Origin of the sequence: Mesorhizobium sp. B3-1-8 (assembly GCF_006439495.1) — a bacterium.
Lineage (GTDB): Bacteria > Pseudomonadota > Alphaproteobacteria > Rhizobiales > Rhizobiaceae > Mesorhizobium.
The window spans coordinates 1-20,217 of record NZ_VFTK01000001.1 but is presented as its reverse complement, the minus strand read 5'-3'; the positions used below and the strand labels follow the sequence as shown (position 1 = coordinate 20,217).

Annotated in this window: 18 protein-coding genes and 1 tRNA gene; 7 read left to right on the top strand and 12 right to left on the bottom strand. The window is 66.5% G+C overall.

Annotation, left to right across the window (positions count from 1 at the left end; genetic code table 11):
* Positions 1-2: 2 nt before the first annotated feature.
* Both FJ424_RS00100 and FJ424_RS00095 read right to left on the bottom strand, forming a co-directional pair.
* Positions 3-1,532 carry an ABC transporter substrate-binding protein gene (locus tag FJ424_RS00100; RefSeq protein ID WP_140658282.1) on the bottom strand — a complete coding sequence of 510 codons (1,530 nt, stop codon included), beginning with the start codon at positions 1,530-1,532 and terminating at the stop codon, positions 3-5.
* A gap of 169 nt (positions 1,533-1,701) precedes the next feature.
* Positions 1,702-3,276 (bottom strand): NAD(P)/FAD-dependent oxidoreductase, encoded by a 1,575-nt coding sequence (locus tag FJ424_RS00095; RefSeq protein ID WP_140658280.1) that lies wholly within the window; start codon positions 3,274-3,276, stop codon positions 1,702-1,704.
* Between the two features lie 120 nt (positions 3,277-3,396).
* Between FJ424_RS00095 and FJ424_RS00090 the strand changes: the two genes are divergently transcribed.
* The 6 genes from FJ424_RS00090 to FJ424_RS00065 all read left to right on the top strand — a co-directional run bounded on the left by FJ424_RS00090 (position 3,397) and on the right by FJ424_RS00065 (position 10,393).
* A complete protein-coding gene (locus FJ424_RS00090) occupies positions 3,397-4,188 on the top strand; it encodes a cyclase family protein (RefSeq protein ID WP_140658357.1) in 792 nt (263 codons plus the stop codon).
* A gap of 16 nt (positions 4,189-4,204) precedes the next feature.
* Entirely contained in the window at positions 4,205-5,776 is a 1,572-nt protein-coding gene (locus FJ424_RS00085; protein WP_140658278.1) for an NAD(P)/FAD-dependent oxidoreductase, read from the top strand.
* Positions 5,776-6,258, top strand: a complete 483-nt coding sequence (locus FJ424_RS00080; protein ID WP_140658276.1) for a MarR family transcriptional regulator — start codon at positions 5,776-5,778, stop codon at positions 6,256-6,258. The genes FJ424_RS00085 and FJ424_RS00080 overlap by 1 nt, the downstream gene beginning before the upstream one ends.
* A 52-nt stretch (positions 6,259-6,310) precedes the next feature.
* The gene (locus FJ424_RS00075; RefSeq protein WP_140658274.1) at positions 6,311-8,464 is read left to right on the top strand and encodes an indolepyruvate ferredoxin oxidoreductase subunit alpha; all 2,154 of its coding nucleotides are present in this window, start codon (positions 6,311-6,313) and stop codon (positions 8,462-8,464) included.
* Complete coding sequence (locus FJ424_RS00070; protein WP_140658272.1) at positions 8,457-10,055, top strand: indolepyruvate oxidoreductase subunit beta family protein; 1,599 nt, start codon at positions 8,457-8,459, stop codon at positions 10,053-10,055. Before FJ424_RS00075 ends, FJ424_RS00070 begins: the two co-directional genes overlap by 8 nt.
* A 74-nt stretch (positions 10,056-10,129) precedes the next feature.
* Positions 10,130-10,393, top strand: a complete 264-nt coding sequence (locus FJ424_RS00065) for a hypothetical protein (protein WP_140658270.1) — start codon at positions 10,130-10,132, stop codon at positions 10,391-10,393.
* A gap of 333 nt (positions 10,394-10,726) precedes the next feature.
* Here FJ424_RS00065 and FJ424_RS00055 read toward each other — a convergent pair whose 3' ends face one another.
* From FJ424_RS00055 to FJ424_RS00015, 9 genes are all read right to left on the bottom strand, one after another.
* Complete coding sequence (locus tag FJ424_RS00055) at positions 10,727-11,917, bottom strand: DUF1501 domain-containing protein (RefSeq protein ID WP_140658355.1); 1,191 nt, start codon at positions 11,915-11,917, stop codon at positions 10,727-10,729.
* Positions 11,918-11,986: 69 nt separating this feature from the next.
* On the bottom strand, positions 11,987-13,444 hold the full coding sequence (locus FJ424_RS00050; protein ID WP_140658268.1) for a DUF1800 family protein: 1,458 nt from the start codon (positions 13,442-13,444) through the stop codon (positions 11,987-11,989).
* A 100-nt stretch (positions 13,445-13,544) separates the two neighbouring features.
* Complete coding sequence (locus FJ424_RS00045; protein WP_140658266.1) at positions 13,545-13,832, bottom strand: hypothetical protein; 288 nt, start codon at positions 13,830-13,832, stop codon at positions 13,545-13,547.
* Between the two features lie 112 nt (positions 13,833-13,944).
* Positions 13,945-14,391 carry a periplasmic heavy metal sensor gene (locus FJ424_RS00040; RefSeq protein ID WP_140658264.1) on the bottom strand — a complete coding sequence of 149 codons (447 nt, stop codon included), beginning with the start codon at positions 14,389-14,391 and terminating at the stop codon, positions 13,945-13,947.
* Positions 14,388-14,837 carry a hypothetical protein gene (locus FJ424_RS00035; RefSeq protein ID WP_140658262.1) on the bottom strand — a complete coding sequence of 150 codons (450 nt, stop codon included), beginning with the start codon at positions 14,835-14,837 and terminating at the stop codon, positions 14,388-14,390. Before FJ424_RS00035 ends, FJ424_RS00040 begins: the two co-directional genes overlap by 4 nt.
* A 74-nt stretch (positions 14,838-14,911) precedes the next feature.
* Positions 14,912-15,451, bottom strand: a complete 540-nt coding sequence (locus tag FJ424_RS00030; RefSeq protein ID WP_140658260.1) for an RNA polymerase sigma factor — start codon at positions 15,449-15,451, stop codon at positions 14,912-14,914.
* Between the two features lie 45 nt (positions 15,452-15,496).
* On the bottom strand, positions 15,497-15,940 hold the full coding sequence (locus tag FJ424_RS00025) for an acid-shock protein (protein ID WP_140658258.1): 444 nt from the start codon (positions 15,938-15,940) through the stop codon (positions 15,497-15,499).
* A gap of 157 nt (positions 15,941-16,097) precedes the next feature.
* Positions 16,098-16,286 carry a DUF2158 domain-containing protein gene (locus FJ424_RS00020; RefSeq protein ID WP_140648157.1) on the bottom strand — a complete coding sequence of 63 codons (189 nt, stop codon included), beginning with the start codon at positions 16,284-16,286 and terminating at the stop codon, positions 16,098-16,100.
* 553 nt (positions 16,287-16,839) lie between these two features.
* Positions 16,840-16,915, bottom strand: a tRNA-Thr gene (locus tag FJ424_RS00015).
* Between the two features lie 338 nt (positions 16,916-17,253).
* On the opposite strand from FJ424_RS00015, the gene FJ424_RS00010 reads away from it, so the two are divergent.
* Positions 17,254-18,450 (top strand): hypothetical protein, encoded by a 1,197-nt coding sequence (locus tag FJ424_RS00010; RefSeq protein WP_181181762.1) that lies wholly within the window; start codon positions 17,254-17,256, stop codon positions 18,448-18,450.
* Positions 18,451-18,498: 48 nt separating this feature from the next.
* On the opposite strand, the gene FJ424_RS00005 is transcribed toward FJ424_RS00010, so the two are convergent.
* Positions 18,499-20,100, bottom strand: a complete 1,602-nt coding sequence (locus FJ424_RS00005) for a cisplatin damage response ATP-dependent DNA ligase (RefSeq protein WP_140658256.1) — start codon at positions 20,098-20,100, stop codon at positions 18,499-18,501.
* Positions 20,101-20,217: the final 117 nt, after the last annotated feature.

Sequence of the window (20,217 nt, the reverse complement as noted above, 5' to 3'; positions counted from 1 at the left end):
GATCAGGCGGCCGGGGTCATCAGCGCCGGCAGCAGCGCGCCGGACACATGCTGCACGACATTGACCTTCTTCGAGTGCACGATCGGCTGCGCGTATTGCATCAGCGGCAGCACATAGGCCTGCTCGGCGATGTATTTGTCGACGGCCTTCCAGCCGGCAATGCGCTTGGCCTCGTCCTTCTCTCCCCACAGCGGGTTGATCATGTCGATCAGGTCCTGGCTGTCCCACACCGAATGCGGGCTCGGGCCGTACATGGCGAAGCCGGTCGAGGTGGTCGGGTCGCCGATGGAATTGCCCCAGTTGTAGAAGGCGGCTGGCGCCAGCTTGTCGGCGGCGCGCAGCTCATAGTGCTTGGCGATCTCGTAGACCTCGATATTGGCCTCGATGCCGACCTTGCGCCACATGCCGACGATCGCCTGGATCATCTCATAGTCCTTGGGCTTGAAGCCCTTGGTCGTCTGGATGGTGAACTTCACCGGCTTCTCCGGCGAATAGCCGGAAGCCGCCAGCAGCTCCTTGGCCTTGTCGGGATTGTGCTCGACCTTGATCGAGGGATCGAAGGCCGTGTATTCCGGCGTCTCCAGCGTCGCGATCGGCTGGCCGTAGCCACGCAGCAGCCGCTTGACCAGCAGATCCTTGTCCACCGCCATCACGGCCGCCTGGCGGACGTTCTTGTCCAGCATCGCCTCGATGTCGTTGAAGAAGATCATGCCGATGTCGGAAACGTTCTTGATCGAGCCGGCGAGCCCGTCCTTGGCGATCAGCCGGTCATATTCCTCATAGGGAATTTCGAGCGTCACCTGCGAGGATCCGGATTCGATCTCGGCGACACGGCTCGCCGCGTCGGTGACGAACTTGATCGTCACGTTCTCGAAGGCCGGCTTCGTGCCCCAATAGTTCGGATTGGCCTTCAGCCGCAGGAAGGCGTTGCGCTCGAACTTGTCGACCATATAGGGGCCGGTGCCGATCGGCGCCTTCTCGAAGCCTTCGGCGCCTACCTTCTCGTAATAGGCCTTGGGCAGGATGTAGCCGGTCAGGAACGACATCCACTTGAAATAGACCGGATCGAACTGCACGACGTCGCCGGTGATCTTGTTGCCGTCGATCTTGAAATTGTTGACGTTCTTCCAGACGAACTGGATCGGGTTGCCGGTCTTCTCGTCGCCGGCCCGTGTCAGCGACCATACCACGTCTTCGGGTGTGAAGGGCGAGCCGTCATGCCATTTCACGCCCTCACGCACCGTCATCATCACCTTGGTGCGGTCGTCGTTCCAGCCCCATTCGGTGAGCAGGCCGGGCGTGAAGGAGAGGTCCGGCTTCTGGCCGATGATCTGGTCGAACACCGACTGGTAGAGGCCCTGGATGGTCGGGTTCACCGCCGAGGGTCCGGTTGTCGGATCCCAGGAGGGCAGGTTGACATTGTAGGCGATGGTGAGATCGTCCGCCGCCTTTGCCGCCCTCGGCAGGCCGAGCATGGCGGCGCCAATCGCTGCCGCGCTATATCCGAGCAAGTCGCGTCTGTTGATGGTCATGGTCGTTCCCCTTGTTGGTTGTCATTTTGTCCGCGCGGCGTTTTCATTCGGTGGTGGGCAACCGCGCCTTGTCCATCCCGGAATTCTAGCTCTTTGTTGGAGCATGATCTTTCTCCGAAAACCGGTTCCCACTTTTTGCGTTCGCTGACCTTCGGTTCGGGATCATGCTCTAATTCCCTCCCAACTGTTGGGCGAGCATGAAGCCGGAGCCCGCGCCCGTACCGGCGCCGGGCCACGTCGCGGCGCCGGTGAGGAAGAGGTTCGAGACCGGCGTGCTCCAGCGCGCGAAGCCGCGCGCCGGACGGAAGAGGAAATTCTGCGCCAGATGATGGCTGCCGCAGATCTGGTCGCCGCCGACAAGGTTCGGGTTCTCGCGTTCCAGATCGAGCGGCGAGAACACCGCGCGGCCGAGGATTTTTTTGCGCAATCCCGGCGCGTAGCTTTCGATGATGTCGAGTACGCGCTCGGCATAGGCGTCCTTGACCGCGTCCCAGTGAGCGGGCGCGATCTTGCCGGCCGCGTCGCCAAGGATCTCCGCCGGCAGCATGCGCACCTGCACCCACAGCACATGCTTGCCTTGCGGCGCGCGCGACGGATCGACCGCCGTCGGCTGGCCGACGACCAACACGGGCTGGTCGGGCAGCAGGCCGGCGATCGCCTGCTGATAGACACGCGACATGGCATCGAGCGACGGCGCCAGATGCACATAGGCGAAGCGCCGAAGTTCGGCGCCGGCGCTCCAGTCCGGCAGGTCGTCCAGCGCGAGGTGGATCATCATCGTGCCCGGCGCATGACGGAATTTCTTCATCGCCGCATCGAAGCCGGCGTCGCCAGAGCCATTGGGCAGCAGCTTGCCCGGCAGCGCCTTCGGCGCGACACCGGCAATGACGGCCTTGGTCGCGCTATGGGTTTCGCCGGATGCCAGCCGCACGCCGGTCGCCATGCCGCCGGAAACCGTGATCTCGGCGATCTCCGCGCCGGTCGTGATCTGGCCGCCGGCCGCCGTCACCATGCCGGCCAGCGCGCGGATGATGGTGTCGGCGCCGCCCTTGCCCAGCACCATGCCGAAACTCTGGTTGGCCATCGATTCCAGATAGGGGAACACGGCGCCGCCGGCGATGTCGGGCGCGAAGTCGAGATGCATGCCCCAGGCCGCGAGGGTCGTGCGTACATGCGGCGTCTCGAAATTTTCCTCGAGCCAGGCGCGAGGCGATGACAGCAGCAATCGAGCCGTATCGAGAGCGCCGGCGATGCCCTTCTTGCGCCACAGGTTCCAGCCCGTGCCGGCCAGCGCCTTTGCGCTCATCGGCGAGCCCAGCAAGCGGAACAAATGTTCGGCCTCGCCGGGGAAGGTGCCGACCAGGCGGCGCCATGCGGCTGCATCCGCCGACGAGAAGGCGGCCAGCCGCGCCGTCGTCTTCTCGAGGTCGTTACTGACGCCGAACCATGTCCCGTCCGGGAAGGCGCTGGCGAAACAGTCGCCCACCGGCGTGAATTCCAGCCCGTGGCCTTTCAATTCATTTGCATATTTCCGGTGAAAGGCGGAGCCGGCGAAGAGGCTTAGGTTCATCGCGCCGAAATCGTGCCAGAAGCCGGGAAGCGTGTATTCGGCGGTCCGCACCGCGCCGCCGATTGCTTCGCTGCGCTCGAAAACCGCTATTTTCCAGCCCTTGAGCGCCAAATGCGCGGCGCATGCCAGACTGTTGTGGCCCGCCCCGACAAAGATGGCGTCGAACTCGCTCACGCCCCGCCCCAAAATCCTTTATGCTTAAAGATAATTGCAGATGCATATGTTTTCGTCTAGTAGGTATATTAAGGGCCGCAACGAGCCTTGATGATCACCGACAAGAGGGAACGAAAGACCATGGACACGCAGAAACTCCTCGGCGAGGTCGCCGGCCAGCTACTTTCGGGCGCCATCAAGGTCGTCGACCTGACGGCGCCGCTCGGGCCCGATACGCCGCTGATCAAGCTGCCGCCGGAACTCGCCGTCGACACGCCGAAGGTCGAGATCCACGAGATCTCCAAATATGACAAGAACGGCCCGTGGTGGGCCTGGAATTGGCTGAAGCTCGGCGAGCATTCGGGCACGCATTTCGACGCGCCGCAGCACTGGATCACCGGCAAGGACTATCCGGACGGCGCCACCGACACCATTCCGGCCCAGAATTTCATCGGCCCGGTCAACGTCATCGACTGCTCCAAGGAGTCGGCGGCCGACCACGACTTCCTGCTCACCGTCGACCATATCAAGGCCTGGGAAGCCCAGCATGGCGCCATCAATCCCGGCGAGTGGGTGGTGATGCGCACCGACTGGTACAAGCGCAACGGCTCGGAAGCCGAGTTCCTCAACGCCAACGAGACTGGCCCGCACACGCCCGGCCCGACGGCGGAAGCCATCCAGTTCCTGATAGCCAAGGACATCAAGGGCTGGGGCTCGGAGACGATCGGCACCGACGCCGGCAAGGCCGGCGGCATGGAGCCGCCTTTCCCGGCGCACACGCTGATGCACAAGGCCAACCGCTATGGGCTGGCCAGCCTCTGCAACCTCGACCAGCTGCCGCCGAAGGGCGCGATCCTGATCGCCGCTCCGCTCAAGATCGAGCGCGGCACCGGCAGCCCGATCCGAGCGCTGGCGCTGGTGCCTCGGGGTTAAAGCCAAGGCAACGACGATGGGCGACGTCGATCACATCATCGTCGGCAGCGGCATCAACGCCCTGGTCTGCGCGGCGATGCTTGGCGCCAAGGGCGCCAAGGTGCTCGTGCTCGAGCGCAACGACCGCATCGGTGGCTGCATGCGCACCGAGGAGATCACAGCGCCAGGCTTCGTTCATGACGTGATGGCCACGACCTTCGTGCTGTTCGTCACGTCGCCAGCTTTTGCCGCGCTCGGCAAGGACCTTGCGCGGCATGGGCTGGAGTTCTGCCACGCCGCCACGCCGACAGGCGTGCTCACGCCGGACGGCAGCCATGCCGTTATCACCACTGACCGCGCCGCCAACATCGCGGCGCTGAACCGGATCGCCTCCGGCGATGGCGACCGTCACGGCGGCGATGTCGGCGATATCGAGCGCAATGCCGGGCTGCTGTTCGGCCTGCTCGGCGGCGCGCTCTGGTCCTATCCGACGACGAAGCTCATCGCCGGCGAAGCCTGGCGGCGTGGCCCGCGCGACCTTGCCACCTTCATGGGCGGGGCGCTGGTGCCCGCGCGGGGTTGGTTGGAAACGACTTACACATCCGACATCGTCCGCGCGCTCTGGGCGCCCTGGGTGCTGCATGCCGGGCTCGGCCCGGAAGACGCCTTCTCCGGCCAGATCGCCAAGGTCATCGCCTTCGCGCTGGAGGCCGCCGGCGCGCCGATTGTCAAGGGCGGCGCGAAAAACCTGCTCGCCGCCTTCGAGGCGCTGATCAGGGAACGCGGCGGCGAAATCCGCGTCAACGCCGACGTCGCCTCGATCGTCCAGACAGGCGGCCGCGCCAGCGGCGTCCGGCTCGCCTTCGGCGAAACCCTGAGCGCCGCCAAGAGCGTCATCTGCTCGGTCACGCCGACGCAGCTCTATGGCCGTCTGCTCGGAGGGGATGCCCCAAAGCGCGACGTCGAAGCGACGCGCGTTTATCGCTACGGCAAGGGCAATTTCCAGATCCACTACGCGCTCGACAAGCCGCCGGCCTGGCGCGGCGAGGGTTTCGACAAGGTGGCGCTGCTGCATCTGACACCGGGTTTGGATGGCGTCTCAAAAGCCTGCAACGAGGCAGTGCGCGGTCTGCTGCCGGAGGTGCCGACGATCTGCGTCGGCCAGCCGCATGCGCTCGATCCATCGCGCTGTCCGGAGGGCAAGGCGATCCTTTGGCTGCAACTGCCCGAGGCGCCGCGCCACATCAAGGGCGATGCCGCCGGCAAGCTCGAGGCGCCGGCCGAAGGCCGTTGGAGCGAGGCGTTGCGCGAGGCCTATGCCGACCGCGTCGAGGCGATCCTCGCCAACCACATCGACGGTTTTCGCGCGAGCGTGATCGCGCGCCGCGCCTATTCACCGGCCGATCTCGAAGCGATGAACGTCAACCTTGTCGGCGGCGATCCCTATGGCGGCTCGTCGACCATCGACCAGTCCTTCCTGTGGCGGCCGTTCAAGGCCAGCCGCAACCACGAGACCGGCATCAAGGGCCTCTATCATATCGGCGCCTCGACCCATCCGGGCGCCGGCCTCGGCGGCGGCTCCGGCTTCCTTTTGGCGGGGAGGCTCTGATGGAACAGAAACTCGCTGAAAAACGCCAGCGCATCTCCACCCTCGGCCAGATCGGCCTGCAGCAGTTCGCGCCCTATCTGATGAACCGCATCATGGGCCGCTACAACGCCACGCTGCGCGACGACTTCCGCAAGCAGGGCCTGACCATTCCACAGGTGCGCACGCTCGCCGTGCTCTCGGTCACCGACGGCATCACCGTCAACGACCTCTCGGTCTACACGGTGATCGAGCAGTCGACCTTGAGCCGCACGCTCGACGCGCTGGAAGGCCAAGGCCTGGTGCGGCGCGAGCAGGGCGTCACCGACAGCCGCTTCCGCCATGTGTTCCTGACCGATGACGGACGCGCGCTCTTCACGCGCGCCTGGCCGGCCATGCACGACGCCTTCGAGGCGATGTTCGACGGTGTCGACGACGCCGAATATGCCGCGCTGATCGCTACATTGCAGAAGATGCTGAAGAACATCCGCAAGCACGAGATCTAGATGTACGCGCCGCCCCGTGGCGACGGGCGAGCGGCAACGGAAGGAGGCAGAGATGGCCGAACGGTCTTTTGCCAAGGAAGTCGAAAAGCTCAGGCTTGGCGCCGGCGAGGAATTCGCGGGCGAAGGCATCCTCGCCATCACCAAGGCGCTGCTGCAATGCGGCGTCGGCTATGTCGGCGGCTACCAGGGCGCGCCGATCAGTCATCTGATGGACGTGCTGGCCGACGCGCAGGATATCCTGGGCGAGCTCGGCGTTCATTTCGAGGCGAGCGCTTCGGAAGCGACCGCCACCGCGATGCTCGCCGCTTCCGTGCATTACCCGATCCGCGGTGCTGCCACCTTCAAGTCGACGGTCGGCACCAATGTCGCTTCGGATGCGCTCGCCAACCTGGCGTCCGGCGGCGTCACCGGCGGCGCGCTGATCATCGTCGGCGAGGACTATGGCGAGGGCTCCTCGATCATGCAGGAGCGCAGCCACGCTTTCGCCATGAAGAGCCAGGTCTGGCTGCTCGACCCGCGTCCGAACCTGCCCTCGATCGTCAAGGCGGTTGAGGACGGCTTCGAGTTGTCGGAGGCCTCCAACACGCCGGTTATGCTGCAGGTGCGCATCCGCTGCTGCCACGTGCACGGCCACTTCATCGCCAAGGACAACAGGCGCCCGCCAATGTCGGTCGCCGATGCGCTTGCCGCGCCGCGCCGCGACACCGGCCGCATCGTGCTGCCGCCCGCTTCCTTCCTGCATGAGAAGGAGAAGGTCGCCAAGCGTTGGCCGGCGGCGGTCGATTTCATCAAGAGCCGCAAGATCAACGAGATGTTCGGGCCGGACCATGGCTCGGTCGGCATCGTCATGCAGGGCGGCATGTACAATTCCGTCATCCGCGCGCTGCAGCGGCTGGGCCTCGCCGACACCTATGGCGACACCGACGTGCCGCTCTATGTGCTGAACGCCGTCTACCCGCTGCTCGACGACGAGTTCCTGTCCTTCTGCGAAGGCAAGCAGGCGGTGCTGGTCGTCGAGGAAGGCCAGCCCAATTACATCGAGCAGGCCTTCGCCGCGATGCTGCACAAGGCCGGCCGCGGCACCAAGCTGGTCGGCAAGGAACATCTGCCGATGGCCGGCGAATATACCGGGCAGGTCATGCTCGACGGCATCGGCTCCTTCCTGCGGGCGCACGCCCCGCATCTGCTGCCGGGCGAGGTGCGCGCGCCGAACAAGCTGGGCGAGGGCGTCGATACGGCCGATCTCATCAATGTCGTTCCGGGCCGCCCGCCGGGCTTCTGCATAGGCTGCCCGGAGCGGCCGATCTTCGCTGCGACGAAACTGGTCGAACAGGAGCTCGGCAAGCACCACATCGCCTCCGACATCGGCTGCCATCTGTTCTCGATCATGCCGCCCTTCGAGCTCGGCGCCACCACCATGGGCTATGGGCTTGGGCCGGCCTCGGCCTCCGCCTTCAATTCGCCGGAAGCCAAACGCCGCTCGATCTCCTTCGTCGGCGACGGCGGCTTCTGGCACAACGGGCTGACCTCCTCGATCGGCAATGCTGTGTTCAACAAGAATGACGGCGTCATCGTCATCGTCGACAATTTCTACTCGGCCGCCACCGGCGGCCAGGATATCCTGTCCTCGCGCGCCTCGAACCGCACCAAGTCGACCAAGCATCCGATCGACGAAGCGGTGAAGGGCATGGGCGTCAAATGGCTGCGCCACATCGATCGCACCTATGATGTCGGCAAGATGCAAGCCGCGCTGCGCGAGGCGCTGACCACCGAGGAGAAGGGGCCGAAGGTCATCGTCGCCTCATCCGAATGCATGCTCAACCGTCAGCGCCGCGAGAAGCCGCTGGTCGACAAGGCGATCAAGGGCGGCGAGCGCGTGGTGAAGCCGAAATTCGGCGTCGACGAGGACATCTGCACGGGCGACCATGCCTGCATCCGGCTCTCCGGCTGCCCGTCGTTGTCGGTCAAGTCGCTCGACGATCCGCTGCGCGACGATCCGGTCGCCTCGATCGACCAGAACTGTGTCGGCTGCGGCAATTGCGGTGAGGTGGCGGATGCGGCCGTGCTATGCCCCTCCTTCTACCGCGCCGATGTCGTGCACAATCCAAGCCGCTGGGATCGCTTCCTGGAGAGCACGCGTCGCGCCGTGATCGGCCTGTTGCAGCGGCGCCGCGAGAGCCACCGATTGACGTTCGCCGATGCTTGACCAGGCTTCGCCCCTGCGCCCGAAGGCGGGCGCCTCGGATGACGAGCAGGTGATAAAACTCGCCGTGCTCGCGGTCGGCGGCCAGGGCGGCGGCGTGCTTGCCGACTGGATCACCGATGTCGCCGAGCGCAGCGGCTACATCGCCCAGTCGACTTCCGTGGCAGGTGTCGCCCAGCGCACCGGCGCCACGATCTATTACATCGAGATGGCCCGCGACACCGGCCGGCTGCCGGTCTTTGCCCTGTCGCCCTCGCAGGGTGACGTCGATATCCTGATTGCCGCCGAGCTGATGGAAGCCGGCCGTGCCATCATCCGCGGTTTCGTCACGCCCGAGCGCACGACGCTGATTACTTCATCGCACCGCATCGCCGCAGTCTCGGAAAAGATCGAGCCGGGCGACGGCCGCGCCTCGTCGGAGAAGGTCCATGCGACGGCACAAGCCGCGGCCAAGCGCTTCATCGCCTTCGACATGGAGAAGATCGCCGCCGACAACGGCACCATGATTTCCGCCAGCCTGCTTGGCGCGCTGGCCGGTTCCGATGCGTTGCCCTTCACCCGGGAAAGCTACGAACAGGCGATCGGCGCCGGTGGCCGTGGCGTCGGGCCAAGCCTCGCCGCCTTCGGCGCAGCTTGCGACCGCGCGCGAGGCATCGCTGCTGCTCCGGCGGGCGACGAGGCAGAGGCGAAACCTGCCATTGCCCAACCCAGGCCAACGGCGAGCGTTAGTGGGCCCGAAACTTTGCTGAAGGGCTGGCAGGAGCTTGCCGGCCGCGTCGCGGCACTGCCGGTGCCGGTGCGCGACATGGCCGAACGCGGGCTGAAGAAGGTCGTCGACTATCAGGACATCGCCTATGGCGGCGAATATCTCGACCGGTTGGACAGAGCGGCGGCGCTCGACAATGCGGAGCGCGGCTTCGCGCTGTCGATCGCCGCGGCAAAGCATCTCGCCAACGCCATGTGCTACGACGACATGATCCGCGTCGCCGATCTGAAGACTCGTTCGACGCGCGACCGGCGCGTGCGCAAGGAAGTCGGCGTCAAGGAAGGTTCGGTCCTGCAGGTCACCGAATATTTCCATCCGCGCATCGAGGAGTTCTGCGGCACGCTGCCGGCGGGGCTGGGCAGCTACATCGAAAGCCGGCCGAAGCTCGCCGCTTTCCTCGACCGCCGCATCAACCGCGGCCGCCACATCCGCACCGACAGTTTTACCGGCTTCGCCATGCTGTGGTTCATCGGCGGCCTGCGCCGCTGGCGCCGCGACCTGCTGCGCCACAGGGTCGAGGTCGAGCATCTGGAGCGCTGGTACGGCCTGGCGCTCGGCTATGTGCCCCAGGACTACGCTTTGGCCACCGAAATCCTCAACTGCCGCCGGCTGATCAAGGGCTATAGCGACACCCATGCGCGTTCCCAGTCGAAATTCGATCGCGTGCTCTCGGCGCTTCTCATGCTGAAGGGCAGGGACGATGCCGCCGACTGGATCCGCCGCCTGCGCGAGGCGGCGCTGAAGGACGAGAAGGGCGACATGCTGGACGGCGCGCTGAAGACAGTGGCGACGCTCGATGAGACCTCTGCCCCGATAACGAAGATGTGATCCGCCTGCCTGCGACGGGTTTCGGCCACGTCCTCCGTTTCACGGAGGTAGGAATCAATCTCGGAGACAAACTCATGTTGGCTAAGTATTTTCTGCCCGTTGCGCTGGCGGCCGGCACCTTGCTGCTGTCTGGAGCCGGCTCTCAGGCCATGCCGATGGCCAAGCCAGGTGCTGCGCCGCTGCCGATCGAAACCGTCGGCTGGCGCTGCGGTCCCGGCTGGCACGTGAACCGCTGGGGCAATTGCGTGCCCAACGGCCGCCGGTTCATCCGGCCCGTGCGCCATTGGCATCCCGGCTTCTGGCATCACGGCCGCTGGCACCCCGGTTTCTGGAGCTGATGACCCGTCGACGGGATCGACGCCCACGCCGGCTACGGTTCAGACAGGCCAAAGAGAGAGAAGCCGGCGGGACAGCGCCCCCCTTTGTCCTGCCGGACATCTCCCCCACAAGGGGGGAGATCGGACGTCACGCAGGCTTTCGGCAATCGCCAGCGTCGTACCAAAGTCTATTCAACATCGCAGGAGTGAGCGCGGCGCCAAAGCTGCCAATCTCCCCCCAAGTGGGGGAGATGTCCGGCAGGACAGAGGGGGGCGCGAAGGATTCGCGACTTATCTCACCTTGCGCCACCGATCGTTGCACGGTCGCCTGTCGCTGACGAGCAAATTCAGACCTCAAACAACCAGATCCCGCATCGGCTTCACCGCCGCCGACTCCGGAAACACCTTGTCGCCGAGCACCGCCGCCCACAGCCCGAACTGGTCGGCCAGCAGCCCCTTCAGCACCGCCCGCACGTCGCTGGTCGGCGCCAGGTCGCGCTGTTCGTAGAGCTGCGCCGGCTTCAGCCCAGGCCAGTCGGCGATGACGCGGCCGCCCTTGATCGCGCCGCCGGCGAGCAGCACCACCGTGCCGGTGCCGTGGTCGGTGCCGACCGTGCCGTTGATGCGGGCCGTGCGGCCGAATTCGGTGATCGCGACGACCGACGTGTCGCGCCAACGCTCGCCGAGCCCCGTCTCGAATTCGTCGAAGGCGCCGTCGAGGCCGCCGAGCAGATTGGCGAGCCGGCCGGTGGCCCCGCCTTCGTTGACATGCGTGTCCCAGCCGTCGAAAGCGAGCGCGGCGATGCGCGGCCCGTCATCGGCCGTCATCAGCCGCGCCGCGCCTTGCGCCGACAGCCGCATGCCGGCGGCATTGCCGAGACCGCCCTTAGGCTTCATCGTCTTGCCGTCGAACTGGTCGCCCAGCGCCATGCGGTCGGCGTCGAGCCCTTTCTGAAGCGCGGCCGCCAGCACAGGATCGCGATGGTTGTAGAGGTCGAGCACGCGCTCGGCCAAGGCGTCGCTGGGCGTCGGCAGCGCCTGCGGCGCCCAGCCGAGCACGGGTGCTGCGCCGCGGATCACCAGCGGCGTCGACGGTCCGACCGCGAGGCCGCCGAGTTTCGCCACGCGTTCGCCTGCCGGCAGGCTGGCCAATGCCCGGTTGAGCCAACCGGTGGTCGCGTTGCCGGGACCGGGCAGGCCGCTTTCCAGCACGTCCTGGCCGTCGAAATGCGAGCGGTCGCGGTAGCCGGTTGCGGCCGCGTGCACCACCGCCGCCTGGCCCGCCTTGAACAGGCGCGCGAACACCGGCATTGCCGGGTTGACGGCGAAGAAACCGTCGAGCGGCAATGCCGGGTTGGCGCCTGAGAGCGAAAGCGCGATGTCGCCATGCAGGCCGGCATAGTCTGGATCGCCAACCGGCCCGACCGTCGACAGCCCGTCGAGCGCGCCGCGCAGCACGATGACGATCAGGCGCGGGTCGCGATTGTCGGCCGCTTGGGCAAAGCGCGGCAGGTAGGCCCAGGCGAACAGCGCGCCGCCGGTCATCAAGGCGGCGCGGCGGGACAGGTTGGGAGTTTGGCAGAGAAGACTCACGGGTTCATCTCCATTGCTAGGTCACCGACGCTGGAATTCGGGCGCCATCAACAGCAGCGCCAGGCCCTGCTGCTTGGACTCCGCCCGCGCAATCGCCTGCCGTGTTTCGGCCGAGACGGACGGGCCGATCAGCGACGCCAGCGTCTCGTCGGGGTCGCCGATGTCGTCCGTCTGCTTCGCGGCCTGCCAGGCAATGTCCAGCCGCGTCTTGAGGCCCTCGGCGGAAGCCCACGCATCCGTCCGGTCGGGAAAGCCGTTCGGCCCCGGCGGTCGCCATAGCGGCTCGCCGAGCACGCTCAGCCAGCGAAGCGATCGTTGCGGTTCGTCGCCAGCGGTAGGGCCGACCGCCCGGCGCAGCGCGACGACATAGTCCAATGGCGCGCGCAGCTTCGTGAGCGGCGTCGACCAGGCTTCGGGCATGTCGATCAGCGTCAATGCGATCGCGCGCAGGTCGCCATCGGTCTTGGTGAAGACCGAGGCCAGGCGGGCGACAGCCGCCGGCGGCGGATCGTCTGCGATGAAATGGCGCGCAAGCTTGGTGGCGATGTGCCGCGCGGTGGCCGGATGGCGGGCAATGTCGTTGAGCGCCGCCTCCGCCTGGCCCATGCCGTCGTCGGGATAGGTCTTGCCGAGCAGCACGGCCTTGCCCGGCTGATGCGCATTGGCGTTGAAGACGAAGCTTCCCGGCTCTCCCAGCCGCCCCTCGCGTCCAGCCATCATCCAGCCGGTCAGCATGCCGGCGAAACTGGTGACGTCGGCTTGGGCATAGCCGCTGCCGACGCCCAGCGTGTGCAATTCCAGGATCTCGCGGGCGAGGTTCTCGTTGAGGCCGCGTCCACGCCGCTTGCCGGCGCGCGAATCCGGCCCGATCGATTGCTGGTTGTCGAGATAAAACAGCATCGCGGGATGATGCTCGACCGCCAGCAGCATGTCGGCGAAGCGGCCGAGCACGAAAGGGCGGATCGCCTCGCGCTCGAAGGCGCCGGCGCATGCCCGCACGACCGGCGCCTTGGCGACGGAGACGCAAAAATGGTTCGACCAGAAGCTGACCAGGCGCTCCACGAAGCCGGGCGCCGCAGTGAGCGCCTTGTCGAAGCGGGCCTGCGCCTCGTCGCGGTAGATATCGGCCTCGACGCGCGGCACCGCAGGTTTGGCTTTTGGCCCGGTCGGGCCGGCCGGGTCTTCCGTGGCTGTCGGCTGCATCGCGGCCGCCGCCTTTTCATCCCGCGCCGCCTTGCGTTCCATGGCCGCCGTCATGCTGGCCTGGATCGCCGCGGTGCTGTCCAGCAGCCCGGCATTCTTCGGGTCGTCGGGTGAAATGAGCGCGATGTCTTGCTGTTTGAGCTCGGCCTTGAGGTAGCCGCATGGATCGGCGGCGATCTTGCCGAGGTTGTCGCCAGTTTTTGCGCCGAGGCCGAAGCGGTTGAGCGCGACCAGGGCGGGGTCCGGCGAGACGGAATTTGAGACCGGGGCGGCCAATGAAGCCTCCGTTCCGAACCGACGCTTCGGCCGGCATGTTGCATGGATCGGGAAGGGCGCTCACGACGCCGGCCGCAGCCCCGGCGTCATGAGCGGGCCGTCACCAGCGGCGCCAGTGGTGCCAGCGATGGTAGGGATGCCAGGCCGGGCCGATATAGACGCGCGGTCCGCCCCAGTAATAATAGCCGGGATAGATCGCGCGGCGATTGGGCACGCAGCGGCCCCAGTGGTTGGGATGCCAGCCCGGACCGCAGCCCCAGGCGACACGCTCGATAAGCGCCGGCGCCGGCGCAGCCGGTGCGATCGGCATCGCCGAGGCGACGCTTGCGGCTGCCGTCCCGCCGATGGCGAGCGCTGCCGCGATCGAATATTTCGTCAGACTGTTCATGGGATACTCCCGAAAGTTTCGAGGTTGAAGAGAACCTGCCCGCCGCCGAAGGCGGTCGCAGGCCTGTCCCTCTTTCCCTTGAACGGGGCGTGCTCGCCCTTTCCGTCGCCGCCTATGGCATTTTTTTTGCAGGCGCCGGCGGCTGCCTGCCGGCGCGCCGCATCAGGGCGTCCGCCAGCAGCTGGCGGTCTTCCGCCGATCCCGAGGCGGCGAATTCGATGATGCGTTGCTCGAGCCGCGCCCGCACGGTGACATCGGCATTGCGCGCGCGCTCGAGCGCCGCCGCAAGCGCGTTGCTATCGAGCGTCGGCTGCTGCAGAAGGTTCGCCGCCTCGCGCCGAGCGGCCTGTCCGTCGAGGATCACGTCGCGGGACTCGCGACGCACCTCGCGCAGCGCCTGGCGGAAGACCTTGCGGTCGGCGGCCGGCAGCCTGCCGCCGGCCGATTCCAGCGAAAAGCCTGGATTGGACTTGCCGATCAGCCAGCCGGCGCCGCCGGCTAGCGCGCCGATCAGAAAGACATTCAGCACCAGGGATGCCGCCACGAGACGGGGGTTCATAGGTCCTCCTCGGCCTGATCGGCGTCGGGACCGGCATCGCCGAACGACGTCGCATTGGCATCCATCACATAGTGGTCGGAGGGAGCGTCCGGGGCAACGACGGTCACCAGCGCCAGCCCAGCCACGGCGCCGGCCAGGCCGGCACCGGCAAGCCCGAAGCCCAGCCACCAGAACCGGCGGTGGCGGCCCTGCCTGACCTCGGTCGCGGCGCGGGCGACAATGGCGCGATGGAGCGCCGGGCCGGGTGCTTCGACGCGATGCCGGTCGAGCATGGCGTCGAGCCTGCCGGCGCGCGCCAGGATGGCCCGGCCCTCCTCGGTATCGGCAAACAGCATGGCGGCGGCCTGTTCGGCCGGCGGCCAGCGGTGCAATGCGCCGCCATAGGTATCCGCCAGCGCGGCGAAGCGCCCGGCATCCATCGGCCCGCTTGCGGTCTTCTCAGCCATCTCGTTCCCCCTTCCACCGTTTTGACGTGGCCCCCCACGCCGCAGTCCTCAAAATTCGCAGTCCCTTCGAGGTCTCAGTCATCGCCATCTCCCGCGAGCATGGCCTGCAAAGCGCGCCGGCCGCGCGCGAGCAGGCTTTCCAGCGCATCGACGCTGACCTGCATGGCGCCGGCGGCCTCGATGTTGGACAGCTCCTGATAATACACCAGCACGATCGCCTCGCGCTGGCGCGGCGCGATACGCTGTAGCGCCTGGCTGACCCTGCGCTCCTCGTCGCCCGGCATTGCATCTGGAAGCGGCGCTTCATCGGCCACCTCCGGCAGCTCGTCCGTCGTCCATTCGCGCCGGCGCCGCAGCCGGTCGTAGCAGAGATTGAGCGCGACGCGGTGGATCCAGGTGTCGAAGCGCGCCTGCCCCTGGCGCCAGCCCGAGGCGTGGCGCCAGATGCGCACGAAGGTTTCCTGAGCGACATCCTCCGCCTCCGCCGCGTCGCCGAGCATCCGGGCGGCCAGGGCCAGGATGCGCGGCAGCTTGCGCGCCACCATCGCCTGCACGGCGGCGGGGTCGCCGACGCCGATGCGGCGTACCAGCTCCTCGTCCGGATCGGCGCCCATCAACCGGGGCGCTCGCGACTGTCATTGTGCGGCATAGCCTCTTGGTCATTGCTCCTGATTGGGAGCGAATTTGTGGCCCGGCCTCTCGTCGGCGCCAAGCACGCCGTCGCCGTTCTTGTCGAGCCTGGCGAAGCGCTTGGCGAGGAAGGCGTCGAGCTCGCCCTTGTCGACGAAGCCGTCCTTGTTGGTGTCGATGCGCGCGAAGGATTTGGCCGGATCGTCCTTGGCCTTGCGGGCGGTCTGGAAAGCGGTCCATTCGGCGAGGCTCACCTTGCCGTCATTGTCCGTATCGGCCCGCATGAACGCCTTTTCCCGGCGCGCCTCGAACTTTTCCAGTGTCAGGCCGGACTTGGTTTGGTCAGACTTGGTGGCCGGAGCCGAGGTGCTCGGCGCCGTCTGGGCCGGGGCAGGGGGCGGCGTCGTTGTCTGGGCGACCGCGGCCGCGGTCTGCAAGCCAAGGGCAACGACGAATATCGTTTGGCGGATCATGCTCTCGTCTCCGGTGGGGCGCGGCCATTGGCGGCCACGCTTCAGCCGTTAAACGCGAGGCAAAGCAAAATCCGTCGGTCCTTTTTCGACCGGACAAAAAGTCCCCGGGATCCAGCCCGGCCGGACCGGATCGTCCCTGAAGGACCGAAAGCGACGACTATCTCGGGTGGTCGACGGCCACCAGCTGGTCCGGCTTGAAGCCGGCATGCTGCGGGGTCCAGACGTCGCCTTCGCGGTTGAACCAGTGGCACAGATACGTGCCTGAGGCCGCGCCGTCGCTGATTGTCATTTCCGGGCCTCCGGATTTCAGCCTGACGACGTCTCCGGTCTTGAAACTGTTGGGCATTTCGACCTCCCATGCTGACAAGGCGAGTTTCCCACCAACAGCGATTCCCGACAATGGCCGAGATGCGCCGATGACGTGGTGCAGGCGGGAAGGCGTGGAAAACTGGTGCCGCTAGCGTGATCCGCGAGGCAGCACTGTCATATCAAGGCTTTTGAGCTCCACTGATTGGCTGCCTTCTCCGCCCGGGAGGACGATCATGGACCTTTCTTCCGACAATTTGCGGCATGGGCGCACAGGTGGAAGCCCGGCTCGCTTTTTGTGGTTAGGATTTGAGGTCAGCAAGCCGGGCTATGCGCCGACCGATGGGCGGGGGGCTTGGGGTTATCAGCCGGCGCGATCGCGAGACTGTCTGATTTGCCTGCCAGCCCACAATCGACCGAGGTCCGTCCTGCCAAACGCATTGGTCCGAAAGGACCAAAGATATAGCCCCTTATTCCGTTGGGGCAGCTTGCCCGCCGGTGATCTTTTGTTACCTGCCCCCATTGCCCACGGTTAACGAGCAGACCGCTCACCGCCCGGCCTCCGTTAAGAGTTTGGTTCTCGTGGAGAAACTTGGTGCCGCTTGCGTGACTCGAACACGCGACCCCATCATTACGAATGATGTGCTCTACCAACTGAGCTAAAGCGGCCCGGGAAGCGTCAGGCTTCCAGAATGGGCTGGGTGATAGACTCAACCGCTCGCTAATTCAAGATGGGCAGCGGTGAATTCCGGCCTCGTCGGCGGCAATTCCGATCTAGGGTTACCGCGCAACGGGCACAGGCGCGACCTGTGGCGGGTGTGCGGGCCGCATGTCCTTCGCACCTAGCTGGCCGGCGCGACCGCGCCGGTAGTGACGAAAAATGTTGATTCTTAAACAAAAAATGCCGAAATGGCTTTGGCCGGCAAGGCAGCCGCTCGCCGTTGATCGATTGGTCGCCTGCGGCTGACGATCAGACAACCGTGAGCGAACGCGCAGAGGGAGCTCGCTTGGACCCCATCGAGAAAGCGATCCGCAATGCCTTCGAGAAAGGCAATGCCGAGGACCGGGCGTTCCGCGAGAAGGTCTATCGATCGGCCTTTGCCGCGCTCGACCGCGTCCTGCAGGCCAATCCGAACGTCACGGTCGAGGCCGCCATCAGCCGCCGCAAGGCGGTGCAAGCCAAGATCACCGAGATCGAATCGGAATTCCTGCCGGCCGTGCCCGATGTGACGCTGCCGCCGGAAAACGTCGCGTCGGCCGGCAATGGCGCGCCGGATCCCCGCGTCGAAGCGCCGGCCGTGTCGGCCGCGCCGTCGGTCGACGCGCCGCTGCCGCCGTCGCAATCCGCGCCCTCGCCGTCGATCACCGTCGACGGCCCGGTGCAGCCCGATGCTTCGGACCAGCCGCGCTCGCGCGTGCTGCCGCGCGTGCCCGACATCATGCCGGACGAGACAGCGCTTCCCGACGCGCCGTCGCTCGACGATTCGCCGGGCGCTCCCGTCGGCAACGGCGCTGAGGTCGCGCCCGACCGCGACGAGCGGCGCATCAGGGGGCGGCGCCTGCCGCTGACCGCGATCTTCGTCGTCGCGACATTGCTCGCGGCCGCCGGCATCGGCCTCTATTTCGCCAAGCAGACCGGTGTCTTCAAGACGGCGGCCGAGCTCGACACCGGCCCGCCGGAACCGACGCCGACGCTGGACGACGAGGATTCCACGCCGCCGGCCGAACCCGGCTCGCCGCAGAAGCCGGGCGAGGCCGACCAGTCGAAGAACTGGATCAACGTCTTCTCGCCGGCCGATCCGACCCGTGTCAGCACGCCGTCCGACGCCGCCGCCGAGGTGATGAAGGACGACACCGGCCAGTTCCTGCGCATCCGCTCGGGCGCGTCGGGTTCGGCCATCGCCTTCGATGTCGGCCAGGGCGTGCTGGAGAAGCTTGCCGGCAAGCACGCTATGTTCGACATCGTCGCCCGCTCGGAAGAAGGCAAGGAGACGCAGATATCGGTCGATTGCAATTTCGGCGATTTCGGCGATTGCGGCCGCAAACGCTACGCGGTCGGCCACGAGCGCAACGAATATCTCTTCGATGTGCAGTTCCCGGACAAGCATCCGGGTGCGGCCGGCACCATCGCCGTCAACTCCGACTTCGATCAGAAGGGCAAGTCCGTCGATATCTACGAGATCCGCGTTTCGATCGCGGAGTGATCGCGCCGCTCTATCTGCCGGCGCCGGCGCGCCGGCGAGGGGGCGTCCCTAGCCGTCCAGCAGCGCCTGCAGCGTTTCGATGCGATCGGCTTCCGCGGCCGGCTTGTCCCAGCGCAACCGCGAGATGCGGGGAAAGCGCATCGCGACGCCCGATTTGTGGCGGGTCGAGCGGTTGAGGCCTTCGAACGCCACCTCCAGCACCAGGCCGTTCCCGCGGTCGGCGCGCACCGAGCGCACCGGCCCGAAACGCTCGATCGTGTTGTCGCGCACATATTTGTCGATCTCTCTCAACTCCTCGTCGGTGAAGCCGAAATAGGCTTTGCCGACCGGCACCAGCTCTTCCGAACCCTCGGGGCCGGACCAGACGCCGAACGTGTAGTCGGAATAAAAGCTCGAGCGCTTGCCGTGGCCGCGCTGCGCATACATCAGCACCGCGTCGATGGTGTGCGGATCGCGTTTCCACTTGAACCACGGGCCCTTCGGCCGGCCGGCAAGATAGGGCGAATCCCAGCGCTTCAGCATCACCCCTTCGATGATCGGATGCGGCGGCGCCTGGCGCAGCCGCTCCAGCGTCTCCCAGTCGGAAAACGCGACCAGCTGCGAGAGATCGAAGCGGCTGGGATCGAGGGTTTTGACGAAAGCCTCGAGCCGCTTGCGGCGCTCGCCGAAGGGCAGCGCGCGCAGATCCTCGCCGTCGAGCTGCAGCGCGTCGTAGCAGCGCATGAAAGCCGGATATTGCTGCTGGATCTTCGGCGAGACGCTCTTGCGGTTCAGCCGTTGCTGCAGGTCGGAAAAGGTTCCGGTCGCCTCGCGCGGGTCGCCGACCAGCAGCTCGCCGTCCAGCGCCGCTTCGAAATTCATGGCCGCGGCGAGGTCCGGGAAGGCGCCGGACACGTCATCGCCGGTGCGCGAATAGAGCCTGCGCACGCCGCCTTCGCACACTGCCTGCACGCGGATGCCGTCCCACTTCCATTCCGCCGCATAATCGGCCGGATCGAGTTTTTCGAGGTCGTTGTCGCCAACGGCATTGGAAAGCATCACCGGCCGGAACAGCGCGAGTGCGGCGCTCCTCGGCTTTTCCGCCCGGCCCTCCAGCCAGGCGAACAGCTCGGTGTAGGGCGGCGCCAGACCGTGCCAGAGCTCCTCGATCTCGGCTACGTCGACTTGGCCGAGGTCGGCCAGCGCCTGCTTGGCGAGCCGCGCCGACACGCCGATGCGCAGGCCGCCAGTGACCAGCTTGATGATGGCGAAGCGCGCCGAGATGCTGGCGTCGTCGAGCAGCCGTGACAGCACCTTCGGCCCGTCGGAACGGCTCGCCGCCTGCAGTCTGCCGACCACCTCGGCAAGCGTCGGCACATGATTGGGGATATGCCCTTGCGGTTGCGGCCAGACCAGCGACACGGTCTCGGCGAGGTCGCCGACATAGTCGTAGGAATAGCCGAACAGCACCGGGTCCATGCGTTCGACCACCAGCGCGCGCAGCATCGCCGGCTTCACCGCCGCGATCGAGAGATCACCGGTGATGGCCGCCAGCGCCAGCCCGCGATCGGAATCCTCGACGCTGCGGAAATAGTCGGTGAGCAGCGTCAGCTTGCCGTTGCGCGACGGCGTCAGCACCAGACGGTCGAGGAGCTCGGCGAAGCGGTTCATGGGGATGTGCGCCCCGCCAATGGCGAAAGCCGGCGCGAGGCACCCCCCTCTGGCCTGCCGGCCATCTCCCCCGCAAAGGGGGAGATCGGATGTCGCGACGGCTTTCGCCAATCATCG